This is a genomic window from Rhodococcus sp. 21391 (assembly GCF_016772255.1).
Lineage (GTDB): Bacteria > Actinomycetota > Actinomycetes > Mycobacteriales > Mycobacteriaceae > Rhodococcus_F > Rhodococcus_F opacus.
Genome location: NZ_CP063781.1, coordinates 3,046,430 through 3,061,981, shown reverse-complemented (window position 1 = coordinate 3,061,981; position 15,552 = coordinate 3,046,430). Strand labels below are relative to the sequence as shown.

Here is a 15,552-nt window from a genome sequence, read left to right as displayed (position 1 = left end):
ATCCGGGCTTCCGGTGGAGGACTCGATGATCCGTGTCACTAGCAGGTAAGTTGGTCCGCGATGACTGCAATACTGGCAGACCCCGTTTCAGAGGTAGTTGCCGCAGCCGAGAAGCTGCTCACCCGTCGCACAGGGGCACCCGTGACACTGGTGGATCCCGTGGATCTCGGCGGTAGTGGCCGCACCATCGTGCTTCGTGTGCGCGTGGCGGAGAATCCGTTCTCCCTGCCGCGGACGTTGGTGATCAAGCAGGTCCGTGAGGAGTCCGGGGTGTCCGGCGCGCGGGCCGTCGATCCCGACGATCTCGCCGGCGACAGCCGCAGCGCCTTCCTCCGGGAGGCCGTCTCGTACCAGTTCGCCACGGCGCTGGCGACGGACAGCCGCCCCGGAGCCGAGCTGCTCGCCTCCGACCTCGACGCCCGGCTCCTCGTGCTCAGCGACCTCGGGGACGCCACCCCGATCAGCGCCCTCCTCGAGCACTCCGACTCCGACACCGTCACGAACACCTTGATGGCCATGGCCCAGGCACTTGGGCGCATGCACGCGGCCACCGTGGGCCGCGAGGAGGACTTCACCGCGCTGCTGCGCCGCGCCGAGGTGGCGCACTGCGACGACACCGTGGCCGAGCAGGTGGAGCGTGCGGTGCCCGCCGTGCCCGGCCTGCTGTCCGAGATCCTCCGCGTCGACGTCTCGCCGGACCTGACCGATCAGGTGGCGCGTGCCGCGAAGCTGTTCGAGAGCGGCCGGTTCCGGGCGTTCAGCCCGTCCGACCTGTGCCCGGACAACATCATCGTCAACGACGAGGGCGTGCGTTTCCTCGACTACGAGTGGGGCGGTTTCCGCGACGCCATGCTCGACATCGCGTACGCGCTGGTCTCGTTCCCCGGCTGCCTGTGCAGCATCGACCTGTCCGAGGACCGGACGCAGGCGATGATCGAGGCCTGGCGCGCGGAGGTCGTGGGGATGTGGCCCGCGCTCGCCGACGACAACGTGCTCGCCGCCCGCATGGTCGAGGCGCAACTGATCTGGGTGTGGCTCAGCACCTACCTGTTCCTGCCGGAGAACCACACGCGGATCGCCGCCGTCCGCGAGCACCACCTGTCCGTGCCGCGGTCCGAGGCGCTGACCCAGCGCTGGGACAAGCTGGCGCGTTCGGCGGATCACGCCGGGAACACGGTGGTCGCTCACCACGCCCGCGTCATCGCCGACAAGATCCGGGGACTGTCCGTCGGCTGACCCGCGGTCCGGCCGGACTGGGTCGGACGGTGCGGTTCCAGTAGCGTCGAACTTGTGAGCGATCTTTTCGGTTCGGATGTCGGCGAGGACGAGTCGGCAGGCCTGTTCGAGACGGCGCAGCCCGACGAGGCGGCGGCCCCGCGATCGGTTCCCGGTCCGGTGTCGGCCGACCACCACGCACCGCTGGCCGTGCGCATGCGTCCTCGCACGCTCGGCGAGGTGGTCGGGCAGCAGCATCTCCTGGGCCCCGGTGCGCCGCTGCGACGTCTCGTGGAGGGGTCGGGGGCCGCGTCCGTCCTCCTGTACGGTCCGCCCGGCACGGGCAAGACCACGTTGGCGTCGCTGATCTCGGGGGCCACCGGCCGCCGCTTCGAGGCGCTGTCCGCGCTGTCCGCCGGGGTGAAGGAAGTGCGCGGTGTCATCGAACTGGCACGCCGCCGCCTCCTCGCGGGCGAGCAGACGGTGCTGTTCATCGACGAGGTGCACCGCTTCTCCAAGACCCAGCAGGACGCCCTGCTGGCGGCGGTGGAGAACCGGATAGTGCTGCTCGTGGCCGCCACCACCGAAAACCCCTCGTTCTCCGTGGTGTCCCCGCTGCTGTCCCGCTCGCTCGTCCTGCAACTGCAGTCGCTGACGGCGGACGACATCGAGAACCTCTTGGAGCGGGCCCGCACCGACGAGCGGGGTCTCGGCGGGGAGATCGAGATCGCGGGTGACGCGATGGATCATCTGGTGCGCCTCGCGGCCGGCGACGCCCGCCGGGCGCTCACCGCGCTCGAGGCGGCGGCGGGTGCTGCGCTCGACCAGGCCGGTGACGCGGACCGTCCGGTGCTGCTGGACCTCGCGACCGTGGAGGCGAGCGTCGACAAGGCGGCCGTCCGCTACGACCGCGACGGCGATCAGCACTACGACGTGATCAGCGCCTTCATCAAGTCGATCCGCGGCTCGGACGTCGACGCCGCCCTGCACTACCTGGCGCGGATGCTGACCGCGGGCGAGGACCCCCGCTTCATCGCGAGGCGCTTGGTGGTCCATGCCAGCGAGGACATCGGGATGGCCGACCCCACCGCGTTGCAGACGGCGACCGCCGCGGCGCAGGCGGTGCAGCTGATCGGTATGCCCGAGGCCCGCCTGGCCCTCGCGCAGGCCACGATCCACCTCGCGACCGCTCCCAAATCGGGGGCCGTCATCGCCGCGCTCGGCGCCGCGATGGCGGACGTCGCCGCCGGAAACGCCGGACTCGTCCCGCCGCATCTGCGCGACGGCCACTATGCGGGGGCGGCGAAACTCGGCAACGCCGTCGGGTACCGCTATCCCCACGACCACCCCGACGGGGTACTGGCGCAGCAGTATCCGCCGGACGAGCTGGTCGGTGTCGACTACTACCAGCCCACCACTCACGGCGGTGAGCGGGACATCGCGGGGCGCGTGGACAAGTTGCGCGCCATCGTCCGCGGCACGAACCGTCAGGGTGGCCGGTTAAGCTGAATGTGGCCGAACCGCCGGGTGTGCCCGGCTGCCCGGCGACCGCATCAGCGGCTGGACCCCGGTTCGACCCTGTAGTTCGACCCATCGTTGCCCTCGAGACAGACAATAAGGATCACTGACGTGCAGACCCACGAGATTCGCCGGCGCTTCCTCGACCATTTCGTCAAGGCAGGCCACACCGAGGTACCCAGCGCCTCGCTGATTCTCGACGATCCGAACCTGCTGTTCGTCAACGCCGGGATGGTGCAGTTCGTGCCGTTCTTCCTCGGCCAGCAGACGCCGCCGTACCCGAGGGCGACCAGTGTCCAGAAGTGTGTGCGCACCCTCGACATCGAGAATGTGGGCATCACCACACGGCACAACACGTTCTTCCAGATGGCAGGCAACTTCTCGTTCGGCGACTACTTCAAGCGCGACGCGATCAAGCACGCGTGGTCGCTGCTGACCTCGAGCGTCGACGACGGGGGTTACGGCTTCGATCCCGAGCGCATCTGGGTGACGGTCTACCTCGACGACGACGAGGCCCGCGACATCTGGCGCGACGAGGTCGGCGTTCCCGAATCGCGAATCCAGCGCCGCGGCATGGCCGACAACTACTGGTCCATGGGCATTCCCGGCCCCTGCGGCCCGTGCTCGGAGATCTACTACGACCGCGGCCCCGAGTACGGCAAGGAAGGCGGCCCGGAGGCCGACGAGGACCGCTACATCGAGATCTGGAATCTCGTGTTCATGCAGAACGAGCGTGGCCTCGGCATCAGCAAGGACAACTTCGAGATCCTCGGCCCGCTGCCGAAGCAGAACATCGACACCGGCATGGGCGTCGAACGCGTCGCGTTCCTGCTCCAAGGCGTCGACAACGTGTACGAGACCGACCTCGTGCGCCCGGTCATCGCGAAGGCCGAGGAACTGTCGGGCCGCAAGTACGGCGCCGTCCACGACGACGACGTGCGCTTCCGGGTCATCGCCGACCACGCGCGCACCGCCGCGATGCTCATCGCCGACGGCGTGAACCCCGGCAACGACGGGCGCGGCTACGTCCTGCGCCGCCTGCTGCGGCGCATCGTCCGGTCCGCGAAGCTGCTCGGCGCCGACAAGCCCAGCATGCGTGAGTTCATCACCGTCGTCCGCGACACGATGGCACCGTCGTACCCCGTCCTCGACACCGACTTCGGCCGCATCGAGACGGTCGCGGTGGGGGAGGAGACCGCGTTCCTCAAGACCCTCACGTCCGGCTCGAAGCTGTTCGAAGGCGCCGCCGAGTCGGTGAAGGCGTCCGGCAAGTCGACGATCGGCGGCGACCAGGCGTTCGCGCTCCACGACACGTACGGTTTCCCGATCGACCTGACCCTGGAGATGGCGGCCGAAGCCGGCCTGACCGTCGACGAGGAGGGCTTCCGCACGCTGATGGCGGAACAGCGGCAGCGCGCGAAGGACGACGCCCAGGCCCGTAAGCACGCGCACGCCGACCTGACCGTCTACAAGGAACTCCTCGACCGCGGACCCACCGAGTTCACCGGATTCCACGAATTGGTCTCCGAGGCACACGTTCTCGCGCTGATCTCGCAGGGGCAGCGGTTCCCCGTCGCGACGGCCGGCCAGGACGTCGAGGTCATCCTCGACCGCAGCCCCCTGTACGCGGAGGCGGGTGGACAGATCGCCGACCTCGGTACCCTCACCGGCCCGGGACTGCGGGTGAAGGTCAACGACGTCCAGAAGATCGCCAAGAAGCTATGGGTCCACAAGGTGACCGTGCAGGAGGGTCAGCTCACCGAGGGCGACGTCGTGCTCGCGCAGGTCGACGCCGCGTGGCGCAAGGGTGCCACCCAGGGGCACTCCGGCACGCACATGGTGCACGCCGCGCTGCGACAGGTGCTCGGCCCCAATGCGGTTCAGGCCGGCTCGCTGAACAAGCCGGGCTACCTGCGTTTCGACTTCTCCTGGCAGGGCGCGCTGACGGAAGCGCAGAAGCAGGACATCGAGGTCGTCGCGAACGAGGCGGTGGCCGCCGACTACTCGGTGAACACGTTCGTCACCGACCTCGACAAGGCGAAGTCGATGGGTGCGATGGCGCTGTTCGGCGAGAACTACGGCGACGAGGTGCGGGTAGTCGAGATCGGCGGACCGTTCTCGATGGAGCTGTGTGGTGGAACTCACGTGGGCAGCTCCTCGCAGATCGGCAACGTCACACTGCTCGGTGAGCAGTCCGTCGGTTCCGGTGTGCGCCGCGTCGAGGCCTACGTCGGGCTCGATTCGTACCGTTACCTGGCCAAGGAACGCGCGCTCCTCGCCGGTCTGTCGTCGTCGCTGAAGGTGCCCTCGGAAGAAGTGCCTGCCCGCGTCGAGGCGCTGGTGGAGCGACTTCGGGTGGCGGAGAAGGAACTCGAGCAGACCCGTGCGCAGGCGGTTCTCGCCGCGGCGGGCACGTTCGTCGACAAGGCGCAGCGGGTCGGGCCGGTGCTGCTGGTCGCGGACTCCGCCCCGGCCGGTGTCGGCGGCAACGACCTGCGTGGGCTCGTCACAGACATCCGCGGCCGGTTCGGCACCCAGCCCGCCGTGGTCGTGCTGCTCGGTGACGTCGACGGCAAGGTTCCGTTCGTGGTGGCCGTGAACAAGGCGGCTCAGGAACTCGGCGTGGCGGCCGGCGACCTCGTGAAGGGATTCGGTCCGAAGATCGGCGGCCGCGGAGGCGGAAAGGCCGACATGGCACAGGGTTCCGGTTCCGACACCAGCGGAATTGCGGCCGCCCTCGACGCTGTCCGGGGACAAGTGGCGGACAAGGTGGGGAGCCAGTAGCGGTGGATCACGCGGAACAGGGTCCGGATCGACCGGGAGTCGACGACCCTGGGCGTGGTCGGCGCATCGGCATCGATGTGGGCAGCGTCCGGATCGGCGTCGCGTCGAGCGACCCCGACGGGATCCTCGCCACCCCCGTGGAGACGGTGCCCCGGTCCAAGGAGCGGGGACCCGACGCGCCGGATATCCGGCGCATTGCCGACATTGTCGAGGAATACGAGGCCGTGGAGGTTATCGTCGGTCTGCCGCAGACCTTGCGGGGTGAACGGGGGAAGGCCGCCTCGATCGCTACTGTGTTCGCGAAGCGATTGCGAAGGAAGGTCGACCCGGTACCGGTGCGGATGGCGGACGAACGTCTGACGACCGTCACTGCCGCGCGGGCGCTTCGCGAGAGCGGTGTCAGTGCGAGGGGCCAGCGTCCTGTGATCGACCAGGCTGCGGCGGTGGCGATCTTGCAGGGATGGTTGGACGAGCGGAGCAGGTCGGTGAATGCAGGGGATTCAGGTGGGGACGTGCAGCTACCGGAGGGAGGCCAGTGAGCAATCATCGGCGACCCGTAGGTGAGCGACCCGAATTCCAGTACGTCCCCCGCGAACCCCGACGGCACCGCTACCTCGACGAGGACGACGACCAGGTCGACTACGCGCCGCCCCCCGAGGACGACGACGTCGTCACCACGGGGCGCCACGCGGTGGTGTACGACGACCGTCACGTCGACGAACCCCACGCCGACTACACGGAACCGGTGTACGAGCAGTCCGCGTACGAGAACCCGGTATACGAGCAGCGGTTCGACCCCGAGCCCGTCTACGAGGACGGATACGGTGCCCGTTCGTACGGCGACGCCCACGCCTACCGGGCACCGGCAGTCGACGACCGCGCGTACGACGAGCCCGCCTACGCCGACGAGCCGGTGCATGTCGACGAGCAGTACGAGGCCCACACCTATCCCGACGACCGCTACGACACACCGCCCGACGAGCCCGATGTCGCGTTCGCGGAGGCCGAGACGCAGATAATCTCGGCGATCCCCGAGGAGATCCCACCGACGCGCGCCCACGCCCGCACGCAGGCCCGCCGCCGCAAACAGGCCAAGGGCCGCGCACGCCGAGGAAAACTGTTCGGCGCCCTCGCGGCCGCGACGGTCCTGATAGTGCTGGTCGGCATCGTGTTCGTCGGCGGCAAGATGTTCTTCGGCGGTCCCGACGCCCCCGCGGACTACGCGGGCCCGGGTGGTCCCGAAGTGGTCGTGCAGGTCCATCCGGGCGACACCGCCGAGGAGATCGCCTCCACTCTGGCCGAGCGGGACGTCGTCGCCAGCGGATCGGCCTTCTTCAACGCCGCAGTCCAGAGCAACGCGATGAACTCGGTGCAACCCGGCTTCTACAGCCTCTCGACCCAGATCCCGGCAGATGATGCCGTGCAAGAACTGGTCGACCCTGCCTCCCGCGTCGGGCAGATGATCATCTCCGAGGGCAGGCAACTCCACGACACCACCGATGTGCAGACGGGGGCCAAGAAGAAGGGGATCTACACCCTGATCTCCGAGGCCAGTTGCATCGGTGAGGCCGGCCAGGAGCAGTGCATCGGTTACGACGACCTCAACGCCGCCGGTGCGGGCGACCTGTCCGCGCTCGGGGTTCCCGACTGGGCGAAGGACGCGGTCGCCGGTGTTCCGGACCGCGATCGTCAGCTCGAGGGACTGATCGCCGCGGGCAGCTGGGATTTCGATCCGACCGCCGGCCCCGCCGCCATACTCCAGAGGCTGGTCACCGAGAGTTCCGCGAGCTACGAGAAGACCGGCATCCTCACCGCGGGCAACCAGGTCGGCCTCACGCCGTACAAGATGCTGATCGCGGCGTCACTGGTGGAGCGGGAGGCGATGCCGGACGACTTTTCGAAGGTCGCTCGCGTCATCCTGAACCGGCTCGCCGTCAACCAGGCGCTGCAGTTCGACTCGACCGTCAACTACGCGCTCGACACCACCGAACTGGCCACCACCGACGCCGACCGCGCACAGGTGACACCCTGGAACACGTACGCCAGCCCCGGGCTGCCTGCGACGCCGATATCCTCGCCGAGCATCGGGGCGTTGCAGGCCGTCGAACAACCGGCGCCGGGCGACTGGATCTACTTCGTGACGGTCGATTCGAAGGGCACGACCCTGTTCACGAAGAGTTACGACGAACACCTGGCCAACATCGACCAGGCCCTGAACAACGGGATTCTCAACAGTGGACGATGAAGTGGTGACCGCACGCAAAGCTGCGGTGCTGGGCAGCCCGATCGCGCATTCGCGCTCGCCGCAACTGCACCTCGCGGCGTATCGGGCGCTCGGTCTCACCGGGTGGACGTACGACCGGATCGAGTGCGACGGGGAGCGGCTGCCCGGCCTGGTGTCCGGGCTCGGCCCGGAATGGGTCGGTCTGTCCGTCACGATGCCGGGCAAGATCGCCGCACTCGAATTCGCGTCCGAGCGCACCGAACGGGCGGTGGCGATCGGCTCGGCGAACACCCTCGTCCGTATCGAAGGTGGCTGGCGTGCCGACTGCACCGATGTCGACGGGGTCAGCGGTGCGCTCACCGCGGGTGGTGTCGGAACCATCGCGGGCGCCGAGGCGGTCGTCGTCGGCGCCGGGGGAACGGCGAGGCCCGCGCTCGTGGCGCTCGCCGACATGGGCGTGAAATCGGTGACCGTGGTGGCACGGGACGCGGGTCGCGCGGCAGGTGCACTGGGGTGCGCGGAATCGGTGGGGCTCGACGTCCGGTTGCTCGGCTTCGACAGCCCGGAACTCGGTGCCCGGTGCGCGGCGGCGTCCGCGCTCGTCAGCACCGTTCCGTCCGCCGCGATCACCGAGTACGCGGACATTCTCGGGCGGGCGCCGTTCGTGCTCGACGCGATCTACGACCCGTGGCCGACCCCGCTGGCCGCGGCGGTCGAGGCGGCCGGGGGAACCGTCGTCGGCGGGCTCTCGATGCTCCTGCACCAGGCGTTCGGGCAGGTGGAGCAGTTTACCGGTCGCCCGGCGCCGCGCGACGCGATGGCAGCCGCTCTGGGCTAGTTGTCCACAGGCCGGACCGCCATCCACAGGTCGGTTGTCGTGCCAGGTCACGGTGATCGACACCGTGACCCGGTCACGCATGCTGCTCGGCATGTGGTGGCTGATCGCGGCGAGTGTGGTGGCAGGTGCGGGTGCGGGATGGGCAGCCCGGTTGACGTCCGGCCTGTTCGTGGGAAGGGTGCGGCCTGGCTGGTGCGAGGCGGTGTGCGCCGTCGGCGTCGCCGTCACGGTCTGGGCCAGCTCCGCCGCATCGGCACCGTGGGTGCTGCCGTGTGCGCTGGCGTTCTGGTGGTGGTGTGTGAGTCTCGCCGCCACCGATCTGTGTGCGCGGCGGCTGCCGAACCTACTGACCCTGCCCGGATTCCTCGCGATCGTCGTCGGCGGTGCCGCGACCGGATCCGCGGCCGCGGCCGTGATCGGCGGGTTCCTGCTGGCGGCGGCGTATCTCGCCCTGTACCTGGGCGCACCTGGTGCGGTCGGTGCGGGTGACGTGAAACTTGCTCTCGGAGTCGGCGCGGCCGCCGGGCTGGCCGGGGGAGAGGCCTGGGTGCTCGCGGCCGGGCTCGCGCCGGCGCTCACAGCGCTGGCGGGCGGCACCGTCCTCGCCGTTCGGCGTTCGCCGTCGCCGCTCCCGCACGGCCCCGCCATGTGTGTCGCGACACTGGTTGCGCTGTTCGCCGCGCACGTCGCCTGAGCGGGTCCGCGCCCGGCACGCGGTTGGGAGGACCACCGTCACTGCCGGGCGCGGCGACATGGAAGGATATTGGGCGTGCTGCGCTGGATAACTGCCGGAGAATCCCATGGTCCCGCCCTCGTCGCGATGCTCGAGGGGATGGTCGCGGGCGTCGAAGTGACGTCCGAGGACATCTCGACCCAACTCGCGCGACGCCGCCTCGGCTACGGCCGCGGTGCGCGGATGAAGTTCGAGGCCGACAAGGTCACCATCGTCGGTGGTGTGCGCCACGGGCGGACGCTCGGCGGTCCGATCGCCGTCGAGGTGGGCAACACGGAGTGGCCCAAGTGGGAAACCATCATGTCCGCGGACCCGGTGGACGCCGAACTGCTCGCCGATCAGGCGCGGAATGCGCCGCTCACCCGTCCGCGCCCCGGACACGCCGACTACTCGGGCATGCTGAAGTACGGATTCGACGACGCCCGCCCGGTTCTCGAACGCGCGAGTGCACGCGAGACCGCGGCCCGGGTCGCGGCCGCGACGTTCGCCCGTAGCTTCCTCCGCCAGGTGTTCGGCGTCGAGGTGCTGTCCCACGTGATCTCCATCGGCGCGTCCGACCCGTATGTCGGCCCCGAACCCACCGGGTCGGATCTGGCGGCGATCGATGCCAGCCCGGTACGCGCCTTCGACAAGGCCGCCGAGGAATCGATGATCGCCGAGATCGAGGCCGCCAAGCGTGACGGCGACACCCTGGGCGGTGTCGTCGAGGTCGTCATCCACGGCCTCCCCGTGGGTCTCGGATCGTTCATCAGCGGCGCGGACCGCCTCGACGCCCGTCTCGCGTCCGCCCTGATGGGAATCCAGGCCATCAAGGGTGTCGAGGTCGGCGACGGCTTCGAGACCGCGCGCCGTCGCGGCAGCCAGGCGCACGACGAGATGCGTCCGGGCCCGGACGGAATCCTGCGTTCGACCAACCGCGCGGGCGGTCTCGAGGGCGGCATGACCAACGGGGAGGCGCTCCGCGTTCGCGCGGCGATGAAGCCGATCTCGACCGTCCCGCGCGCACTGGCCACCGTCGACATGTCGACCGGTGAGGAAGCCGTGGCCATTCACCAGCGGTCCGACGTGTGCGCGGTGCCCGCCGCCGGTGTCGTGGCCGAGGCGATGGTCGCGTTGGTCGTCGCCCAGGCGGCACTCGAGAAGTTCGGGGGCGACTCGGTTGCCGAGACGACCGCCAGCTACGAGCGGTACGCGTCGGGCGTCGCAGCTCGGCTCGCGCGATGACCAGCCGGTCTGCCGTCGCGTCGGGGCGGTGACGGATGATGGCACCGAAAGCCGTGCTCGTCGGCCCCCCGGGAGCGGGTAAGTCCACGATCGGGCGGCGCCTCGCGCAGGCCCTGGACCTTCCGTTGTTCGACACCGACGTGGCGGTCGAGGAAGAGGCGGGACGTACGATCGCCGAGATCTTCGTCCAGGAGGGCGAACCCGCCTTCCGTGCCCTGGAGGAAGAGATCGTCCGGAAGGCCATCGAGAGCCACGAGGGGATCGTGTCGCTCGGCGGTGGATCCATCCTCTCCGAGCGCACCCGGGAATTGTTGAAGGGCCACACCGTGATCTATCTCGAGATCAGCGTGGCCGAGGGGCTCAAGCGCACGGGGACCAACACCGCGCGCCCCCTTCTCGCCGGTGGCGACCCCCGCCAGAAGTACACCGAGTTGATGCGCAAGCGCCGACCGCTGTACCGGCAGGTGGCGTCCATCCGGATACGCACGGACGGTCGGAGTCCCGCTCGTGTGGTGCAGCAGCTGGTGGCGAAACTCGCCGAGTGATCGGCGACCCCGGCGGAACAGAGACATCCGAGAATCTCGGACAAGACGGAGCGGAGCAGCAGACAGTGACCGAACCGGTACGCGTACAGGTGCAGACGGCGAACCCCTACCCGGTCATCATCGGGCGCGGATTGCTCGGCGAGCTGGTGGACGAACTCACCGGCACGAGGACGGTGGCGATCTTCCATCAGCCGCCGCTGGCGGAGACGGCGGAGGCGGTGCGCGCGGCGCTCGCCGAGAAGGGAATCGATGCGCACCGCATCGAGATTCCGGACGCGGAGGACGGCAAGGATCTGGCGGTGGCCGGCTTCTGCTGGGAGGTCCTCGGCCGGATCGGGCTGACCCGCAGCGACGCCGTGGTCAGCCTGGGCGGCGGCGCGGCCACCGACCTCGCCGGGTTCGTCGCGGCGACGTGGATGCGCGGTGTGCGCGTGATCCACGTGCCCACGACGTTGCTCGCGATGGTGGATGCGGCGGTCGGCGGCAAGACCGGTATCAACACCGAGGCCGGCAAGAACCTGGTGGGGTCGTTCCACGAGCCGTCGGCGGTGCTGATCGACCTGGCGACGCTCGAGACGGTGCCCCGCAACGAGATCGTTGCCGGGATGGCGGAGGTCGTGAAGACCGGCTTCATCGCCGACCCGGTGATTCTGGATCTCATCGAGAAGGACCCCGAAGCCGCTCTCGACCCCACGGGAACCGTTCTTCCCGAACTGATCCGGCGGTCCGTGGAGGTCAAGGCGAAGGTGGTGGCCGCCGATCTGCGCGAGTCCGATCTGCGCGAGATCCTCAACTACGGGCACACCCTCGGACATGCGATCGAGCGGCGTGAGCGCTACCGCTGGCGCCACGGTGCGGCGGTCGCCGTCGGGCTCGTCTTCGCGGCCGAGCTGGGGCGTCTGGCGGGACGACTGGACGACGCGACGGCGGATCGGCACCGCACCATCCTGGAACTGGTGGGTCTGCCCACCACGTACGACGCGGACGCGTTCGGCCAGTTGGTCGAGGGAATGCAGACCGACAAGAAGAACCGGGCGGGCGTCCTGCGGTTCGTCGTGCTCGACGGGCTCGCGAAGCCCGGACGGCTCGAGGGTCCGGATCCGTCTCTGCTCGTGGCCGCGTACTCCGCGGTGGCGCGGGAGGAGAAGCCGGGCACCGGCGGTGGCGTCCTGCTGTGACGTAGCGGCACGAAAGCGAGAGGCGGCGGTGTGAGCGAGTGCGCTCACACCGCCGCGTCGTCTGTCGGTGTGGTGAAGCCGAGGGCTGTTACTCGCCGCGGCGCTGGTCGTCGGTGGTGCGCTTCCCGAGGTCGACAGGATCCTGCCATCCGGTGTCCCCGCCCTGCGGCTGATCGAGGTCGGACGTGTCCTCGCGGTAGTTGTGCACCGGTTCGAACACCGCCGTGTCGGCGTCGGACCCGGCGTAACCGGTGTCCGTGGTCTGCTCGTAGGCCTGGCCGGGGTAGTTCTGTCCGTAGCCCTCGTCGTCGGCGACCGCTGCTGCTGCGGTTCCCCCCGCTGCGGCCCCTGCGGCCGTTCCGGCACCGTGCACCGCCGGCCGACGTTCGCTGCGGTCCTTCTCCGTCTTCCTGGACTCGCGGCTGACGAAGAACCGGCCGAGGAACACGGCGAGCATGGCCGGCACGAAGATCAGCAGGACCGTGAACGCGGCCCCGGACGTGATCTCGAAGAAGAACGAGTTCTGGGTGACGTTGAGGGACGGAATCAGGTTGGCCAGCCAGCTCCCCACACCCGCGACGACGCCGCCGAGCAGGGCCGCCTTCAGCCACAGCATCGTCAGGTCGGCGCCGTCCTCCGGCTCGGGGTTCCGGCGACGGTCCCGGATGCCGTCGATGCCGGCCCAGATCAGTGCCACGAACACGACGATCAGCAGAGCGAGCCATCTCAGAGCGGAACCCTGAAGGGGCCACTGTGTGATCGACACACCGAGGATCACACGAACGAAAACATGTATCAGGGCCATGCCGAGGCCGCGTACCACCCACGCATTCATGGGCACAGCGTAACGAGCGGGTTTTCACCCGTGTGGTCTAACCCACACGGGCGCGCTCTGAAACCTGTTCTCGCCACCGGACGGGTGCCGTCTATCCGCGCCCTCCGGGTGACGATTTGCCGGTACGTTTGACGACATGCCTGCTGATCATGGTTCTCGGCGCGCGGCGCTACGCGCGGCCCTCGCCGCCCGGGATCTCGACGCGCTTCTGGTGACGAATCTGGTGAACATCCGCTATCTCACCGGGTTCACCGGGTCCAACGCCGCCCTGCTCGTGCATGCCGCCGATGCCGAGGGTGCCGAGGAGCGCACCGTCATCTGCACCGACGGCCGCTATCTCACGCAGGTCGGGGAACAGGTTCCCGATCTGCGGGCCGAGATCGCCCGCGCCAGCGCCGCGCACCTCATCGAATCGGTGGGGCGGCGGAGTCCGTCCTCGCTGGCGTTCGAGAGTCACGTGGTCACGGTGGACGAGTTCGCGGCCTGGTCGGTGCTCGCGCCGGACGCGCGGCTCGATCCCGTTCCTGGTCTCGTCGAGGAACTGCGGATGGTGAAGGACGATTTCGAGGTCGGCTTGCTGCGGGCGGCGTGCACGGCCGCCGACTCCGCGCTCGCCGAGCTGATCGAGCGTGGGGGCCTGCGCCCCGGGCGTACCGAGAAGGAGGTGGGCCGGGAACTCGAGGCGCTGATGCTCGCGCACGGCGCCGACGGCATCTCGTTCGAGACCATCGTCGCGGCGGGCGCCAACTCGGCGATCCCGCACCACCGCCCGACCGAGGCGGTGCTCGTCAGCGGTGATTTCGTGAAGCTGGACTTCGGCGCCGAGGTCGGCGGGTACCACTCGGACATGACCAGAACGTATGTCCTCGGGCAGGCCGCCGACTGGCAACGGGACGTGTATTCGCTGGTCGCGCGGTCGCAGGAGGCGGGACGGGACGCGCTGCGGCCGGGCGCGGAGGTGTCCGCCGTGGACGGTGCCGCCCGCCGGGTCATCGAGGACGCGGGCTACGGGGAACTGTTCCTGCACGGGCTCGGACACGGCGTCGGCCTGGAGATCCACGAAGCTCCGGGAATCGGCAAGCTGGGCACCGGTACACTTCTGGACGGTGCGGCGGTGACCGTCGAGCCGGGCGTGTACTTCTCCGGGCGCGGAGGCGTGCGGATCGAGGACACGCTCGTGGTTCGTGAGCAGGGACCGGAGCTGCTCACACTCACCACCAAAGACCTGACTGTCGTGTAGACGGTTTCGACCTTATCGAGGAGACGCGAAGCAAGTGGCTTCCACTAGTGATTTCAAGAACGGCCTGGTCCTGCAGATCGAGGGCCAGCTGTGGACGATTACCGAGTTCCAGCACGTGAAGCCCGGCAAGGGTCCCGCGTTCGTGCGCACCAAGTTGAAGAACGTGCTCTCGGGCAAGGTCGTCGACAAGACGTTCAACGCCGGCGTCAAGGTGGACACGGCCACGGTCGACCGCCGCGACATGACGTACCTGTACCACGACGGCACCGACTACATCTTCATGGACGGCGACACGTACGACCAGATCTCGATCAGCGAGGCCACGGTCGGCGACGGTGCCCGCTTCATGCTCGAGAACATGGCCGTGCAGGTTGCGACGCACGAAGACGTTCCGCTGTTCGTGGAACTGCCCGTCACCGTCGAACTGGTGGTCCAGCACACCGATCCCGGTCTGCAGGGCGACCGCTCCACCGGTGGCACCAAGCCGGCCACCCTCGAGACCGGAGCCGAGATCAACGTTCCGCTGTTCATCAACACCGGCGACAAGCTGAAGGTCGATTCCCGCGACGGCAACTACCTCGGGCGTGTGAATTCCTGAGTGTCCGGTACGCATAAGAAACTCGGCGCACGGCACAAGGCCCGCAAGCGCGCCGTCGATTTCCTCTTCGAGGCCGAGGCGCGAGATCTCGATCCGGTCGATCTCGCGACCGAACGCGCGGACCTGTCCGGTAAGGACGATTCCGTGGCACCGGTCGCTCCGTACACCGTCACCGTGGTGACCGGGGTCGCGGAGAACCTGGACCGCATCGACGAGGTGATCTCGTCCCACCTGCAGGACTGGACGCTCGAGCGGCTGCCCGCCGTCGACCGCGCCATCCTGCGCATCGCCGTGTGGGAGCTGTTCCACGCCACCGACGTGCCTCCGGTCGTGGCCGTGGACGAGGCGGTGGAGCTGGCCAAACAGCTGTCGACCGACGAGTCGCCGGGGTTCGTGAACGGCATCCTCGGTCAGGTCGTGCTGGTGGCCCCGCAGGTGCGGTCGGCTGCGGCCGCGACGTCGCGGCGCGCCGAGACCGCCGGCGGCGAGTCGACCGACGCAGGCTCGTAAGTTCGTGTCCCGCTGCGGGCCCGCGACCACGGGCCCGCAGGTCAGGGGTCCGGGCCTGGCGCAGTCGACGCGCTGATAAGCTGTCCGCGTCAGGCATCCTTTAACGATCC

Annotated in this window: 14 protein-coding genes; 13 read left to right on the top strand and 1 reads right to left on the bottom strand. The window is 69.0% G+C overall.

Going from position 1 to position 15,552, the window contains the following annotated elements; all coding sequences use genetic code 11:
* Window positions 1-60 precede the first annotated feature (60 nt).
* The 10 genes from GO592_RS14340 to aroB all read left to right on the top strand — a co-directional run bounded on the left by GO592_RS14340 (window position 61) and on the right by aroB (window position 12,259).
* Window positions 61-1,236, top strand: coding sequence for a phosphotransferase family protein (locus GO592_RS14340; protein WP_039950487.1), 1,176 nt, complete (start codon window positions 61-63; stop codon window positions 1,234-1,236).
* 54 nt (window positions 1,237-1,290) lie between these two features.
* Window positions 1,291-2,724 carry a replication-associated recombination protein A gene (locus tag GO592_RS14335; RefSeq protein ID WP_007295901.1) on the top strand — a complete coding sequence of 478 codons (1,434 nt, stop codon included), beginning with the start codon at window positions 1,291-1,293 and terminating at the stop codon, window positions 2,722-2,724.
* 120 nt (window positions 2,725-2,844) lie between these two features.
* Window positions 2,845-5,517 (top strand): alanine--tRNA ligase, encoded by a 2,673-nt coding sequence (gene alaS / locus GO592_RS14330; protein ID WP_007295900.1) that lies wholly within the window; start codon window positions 2,845-2,847, stop codon window positions 5,515-5,517.
* Window positions 5,518-5,519: 2 nt separating this feature from the next.
* Entirely contained in the window at window positions 5,520-6,056 is a 537-nt protein-coding gene (gene ruvX, locus GO592_RS14325; protein WP_039950486.1) for a Holliday junction resolvase RuvX, read from the top strand.
* Entirely contained in the window at window positions 6,053-7,762 is a 1,710-nt protein-coding gene (locus GO592_RS14320) for an endolytic transglycosylase MltG (protein WP_007295899.1), read from the top strand. Before ruvX ends, GO592_RS14320 begins: the two co-directional genes overlap by 4 nt.
* Window positions 7,752-8,579 (top strand): shikimate dehydrogenase, encoded by an 828-nt coding sequence (locus GO592_RS14315; protein ID WP_007295898.1) that lies wholly within the window; start codon window positions 7,752-7,754, stop codon window positions 8,577-8,579. The genes GO592_RS14320 and GO592_RS14315 overlap by 11 nt, the downstream gene beginning before the upstream one ends.
* Window positions 8,580-8,613: 34 nt before the next feature.
* A complete protein-coding gene (locus GO592_RS14310; protein ID WP_039950485.1) occupies window positions 8,614-9,273 on the top strand; it encodes a prepilin peptidase in 660 nt (219 codons plus the stop codon).
* Between the two features lie 75 nt (window positions 9,274-9,348).
* On the top strand, window positions 9,349-10,536 hold the full coding sequence (gene aroC / locus GO592_RS14305) for a chorismate synthase (protein ID WP_007295896.1): 1,188 nt from the start codon (window positions 9,349-9,351) through the stop codon (window positions 10,534-10,536).
* A gap of 38 nt (window positions 10,537-10,574) precedes the next feature.
* Window positions 10,575-11,081: a shikimate kinase gene (locus GO592_RS14300; RefSeq protein WP_005241678.1), complete on the top strand. Its 507-nt coding sequence runs from the start codon at window positions 10,575-10,577 to the stop codon at window positions 11,079-11,081.
* A gap of 65 nt (window positions 11,082-11,146) precedes the next feature.
* Window positions 11,147-12,259 (top strand): 3-dehydroquinate synthase, encoded by a 1,113-nt coding sequence (gene aroB / locus GO592_RS14295; RefSeq protein WP_007295895.1) that lies wholly within the window; start codon window positions 11,147-11,149, stop codon window positions 12,257-12,259.
* An 88-nt stretch (window positions 12,260-12,347) separates the two neighbouring features.
* Here aroB and GO592_RS14290 read toward each other — a convergent pair whose 3' ends face one another.
* Window positions 12,348-13,094 carry a B-4DMT family transporter gene (locus GO592_RS14290; RefSeq protein ID WP_007295894.1) on the bottom strand — a complete coding sequence of 249 codons (747 nt, stop codon included), beginning with the start codon at window positions 13,092-13,094 and terminating at the stop codon, window positions 12,348-12,350.
* A gap of 136 nt (window positions 13,095-13,230) precedes the next feature.
* On the opposite strand from GO592_RS14290, the gene GO592_RS14285 reads away from it, so the two are divergent.
* From GO592_RS14285 to nusB, 3 genes are read left to right on the top strand one after another with little or no spacing between them, the layout of a single operon-like run.
* Complete coding sequence (locus GO592_RS14285; RefSeq protein ID WP_007295893.1) at window positions 13,231-14,334, top strand: aminopeptidase P family protein; 1,104 nt, start codon at window positions 13,231-13,233, stop codon at window positions 14,332-14,334.
* Window positions 14,335-14,368: 34 nt separating this feature from the next.
* Entirely contained in the window at window positions 14,369-14,932 is a 564-nt protein-coding gene (efp, locus tag GO592_RS14280) for an elongation factor P (RefSeq protein ID WP_005241702.1), read from the top strand.
* Complete coding sequence (gene nusB / locus GO592_RS14275) at window positions 14,933-15,442, top strand: transcription antitermination factor NusB (protein ID WP_005241711.1); 510 nt, start codon at window positions 14,933-14,935, stop codon at window positions 15,440-15,442.
* Window positions 15,443-15,552 lie beyond the last annotated feature (110 nt).

What these genes read in the sequence shown, in the direction of transcription:
- GO592_RS14300 (WP_005241678.1), top strand. Translation starts at nt 10,575, where the DNA reads ATGGCACCGAAAGCCGTGCTCGTCGGCCCCCCGGGAGCGGGTAAGTCC.
- GO592_RS14340 (WP_039950487.1), top strand. Translation starts at nt 61, where the DNA reads ATGACTGCAATACTGGCAGACCCCGTTTCAGAGGTAGTTGCCGCAGCC.
- GO592_RS14285 (WP_007295893.1), top strand. Translation starts at nt 13,231, where the DNA reads ATGCCTGCTGATCATGGTTCTCGGCGCGCGGCGCTACGCGCGGCCCTC.
- GO592_RS14290 (WP_007295894.1), bottom strand. Translation starts at nt 13,094, where the DNA reads ATGAATGCGTGGGTGGTACGCGGCCTCGGCATGGCCCTGATACATGTT.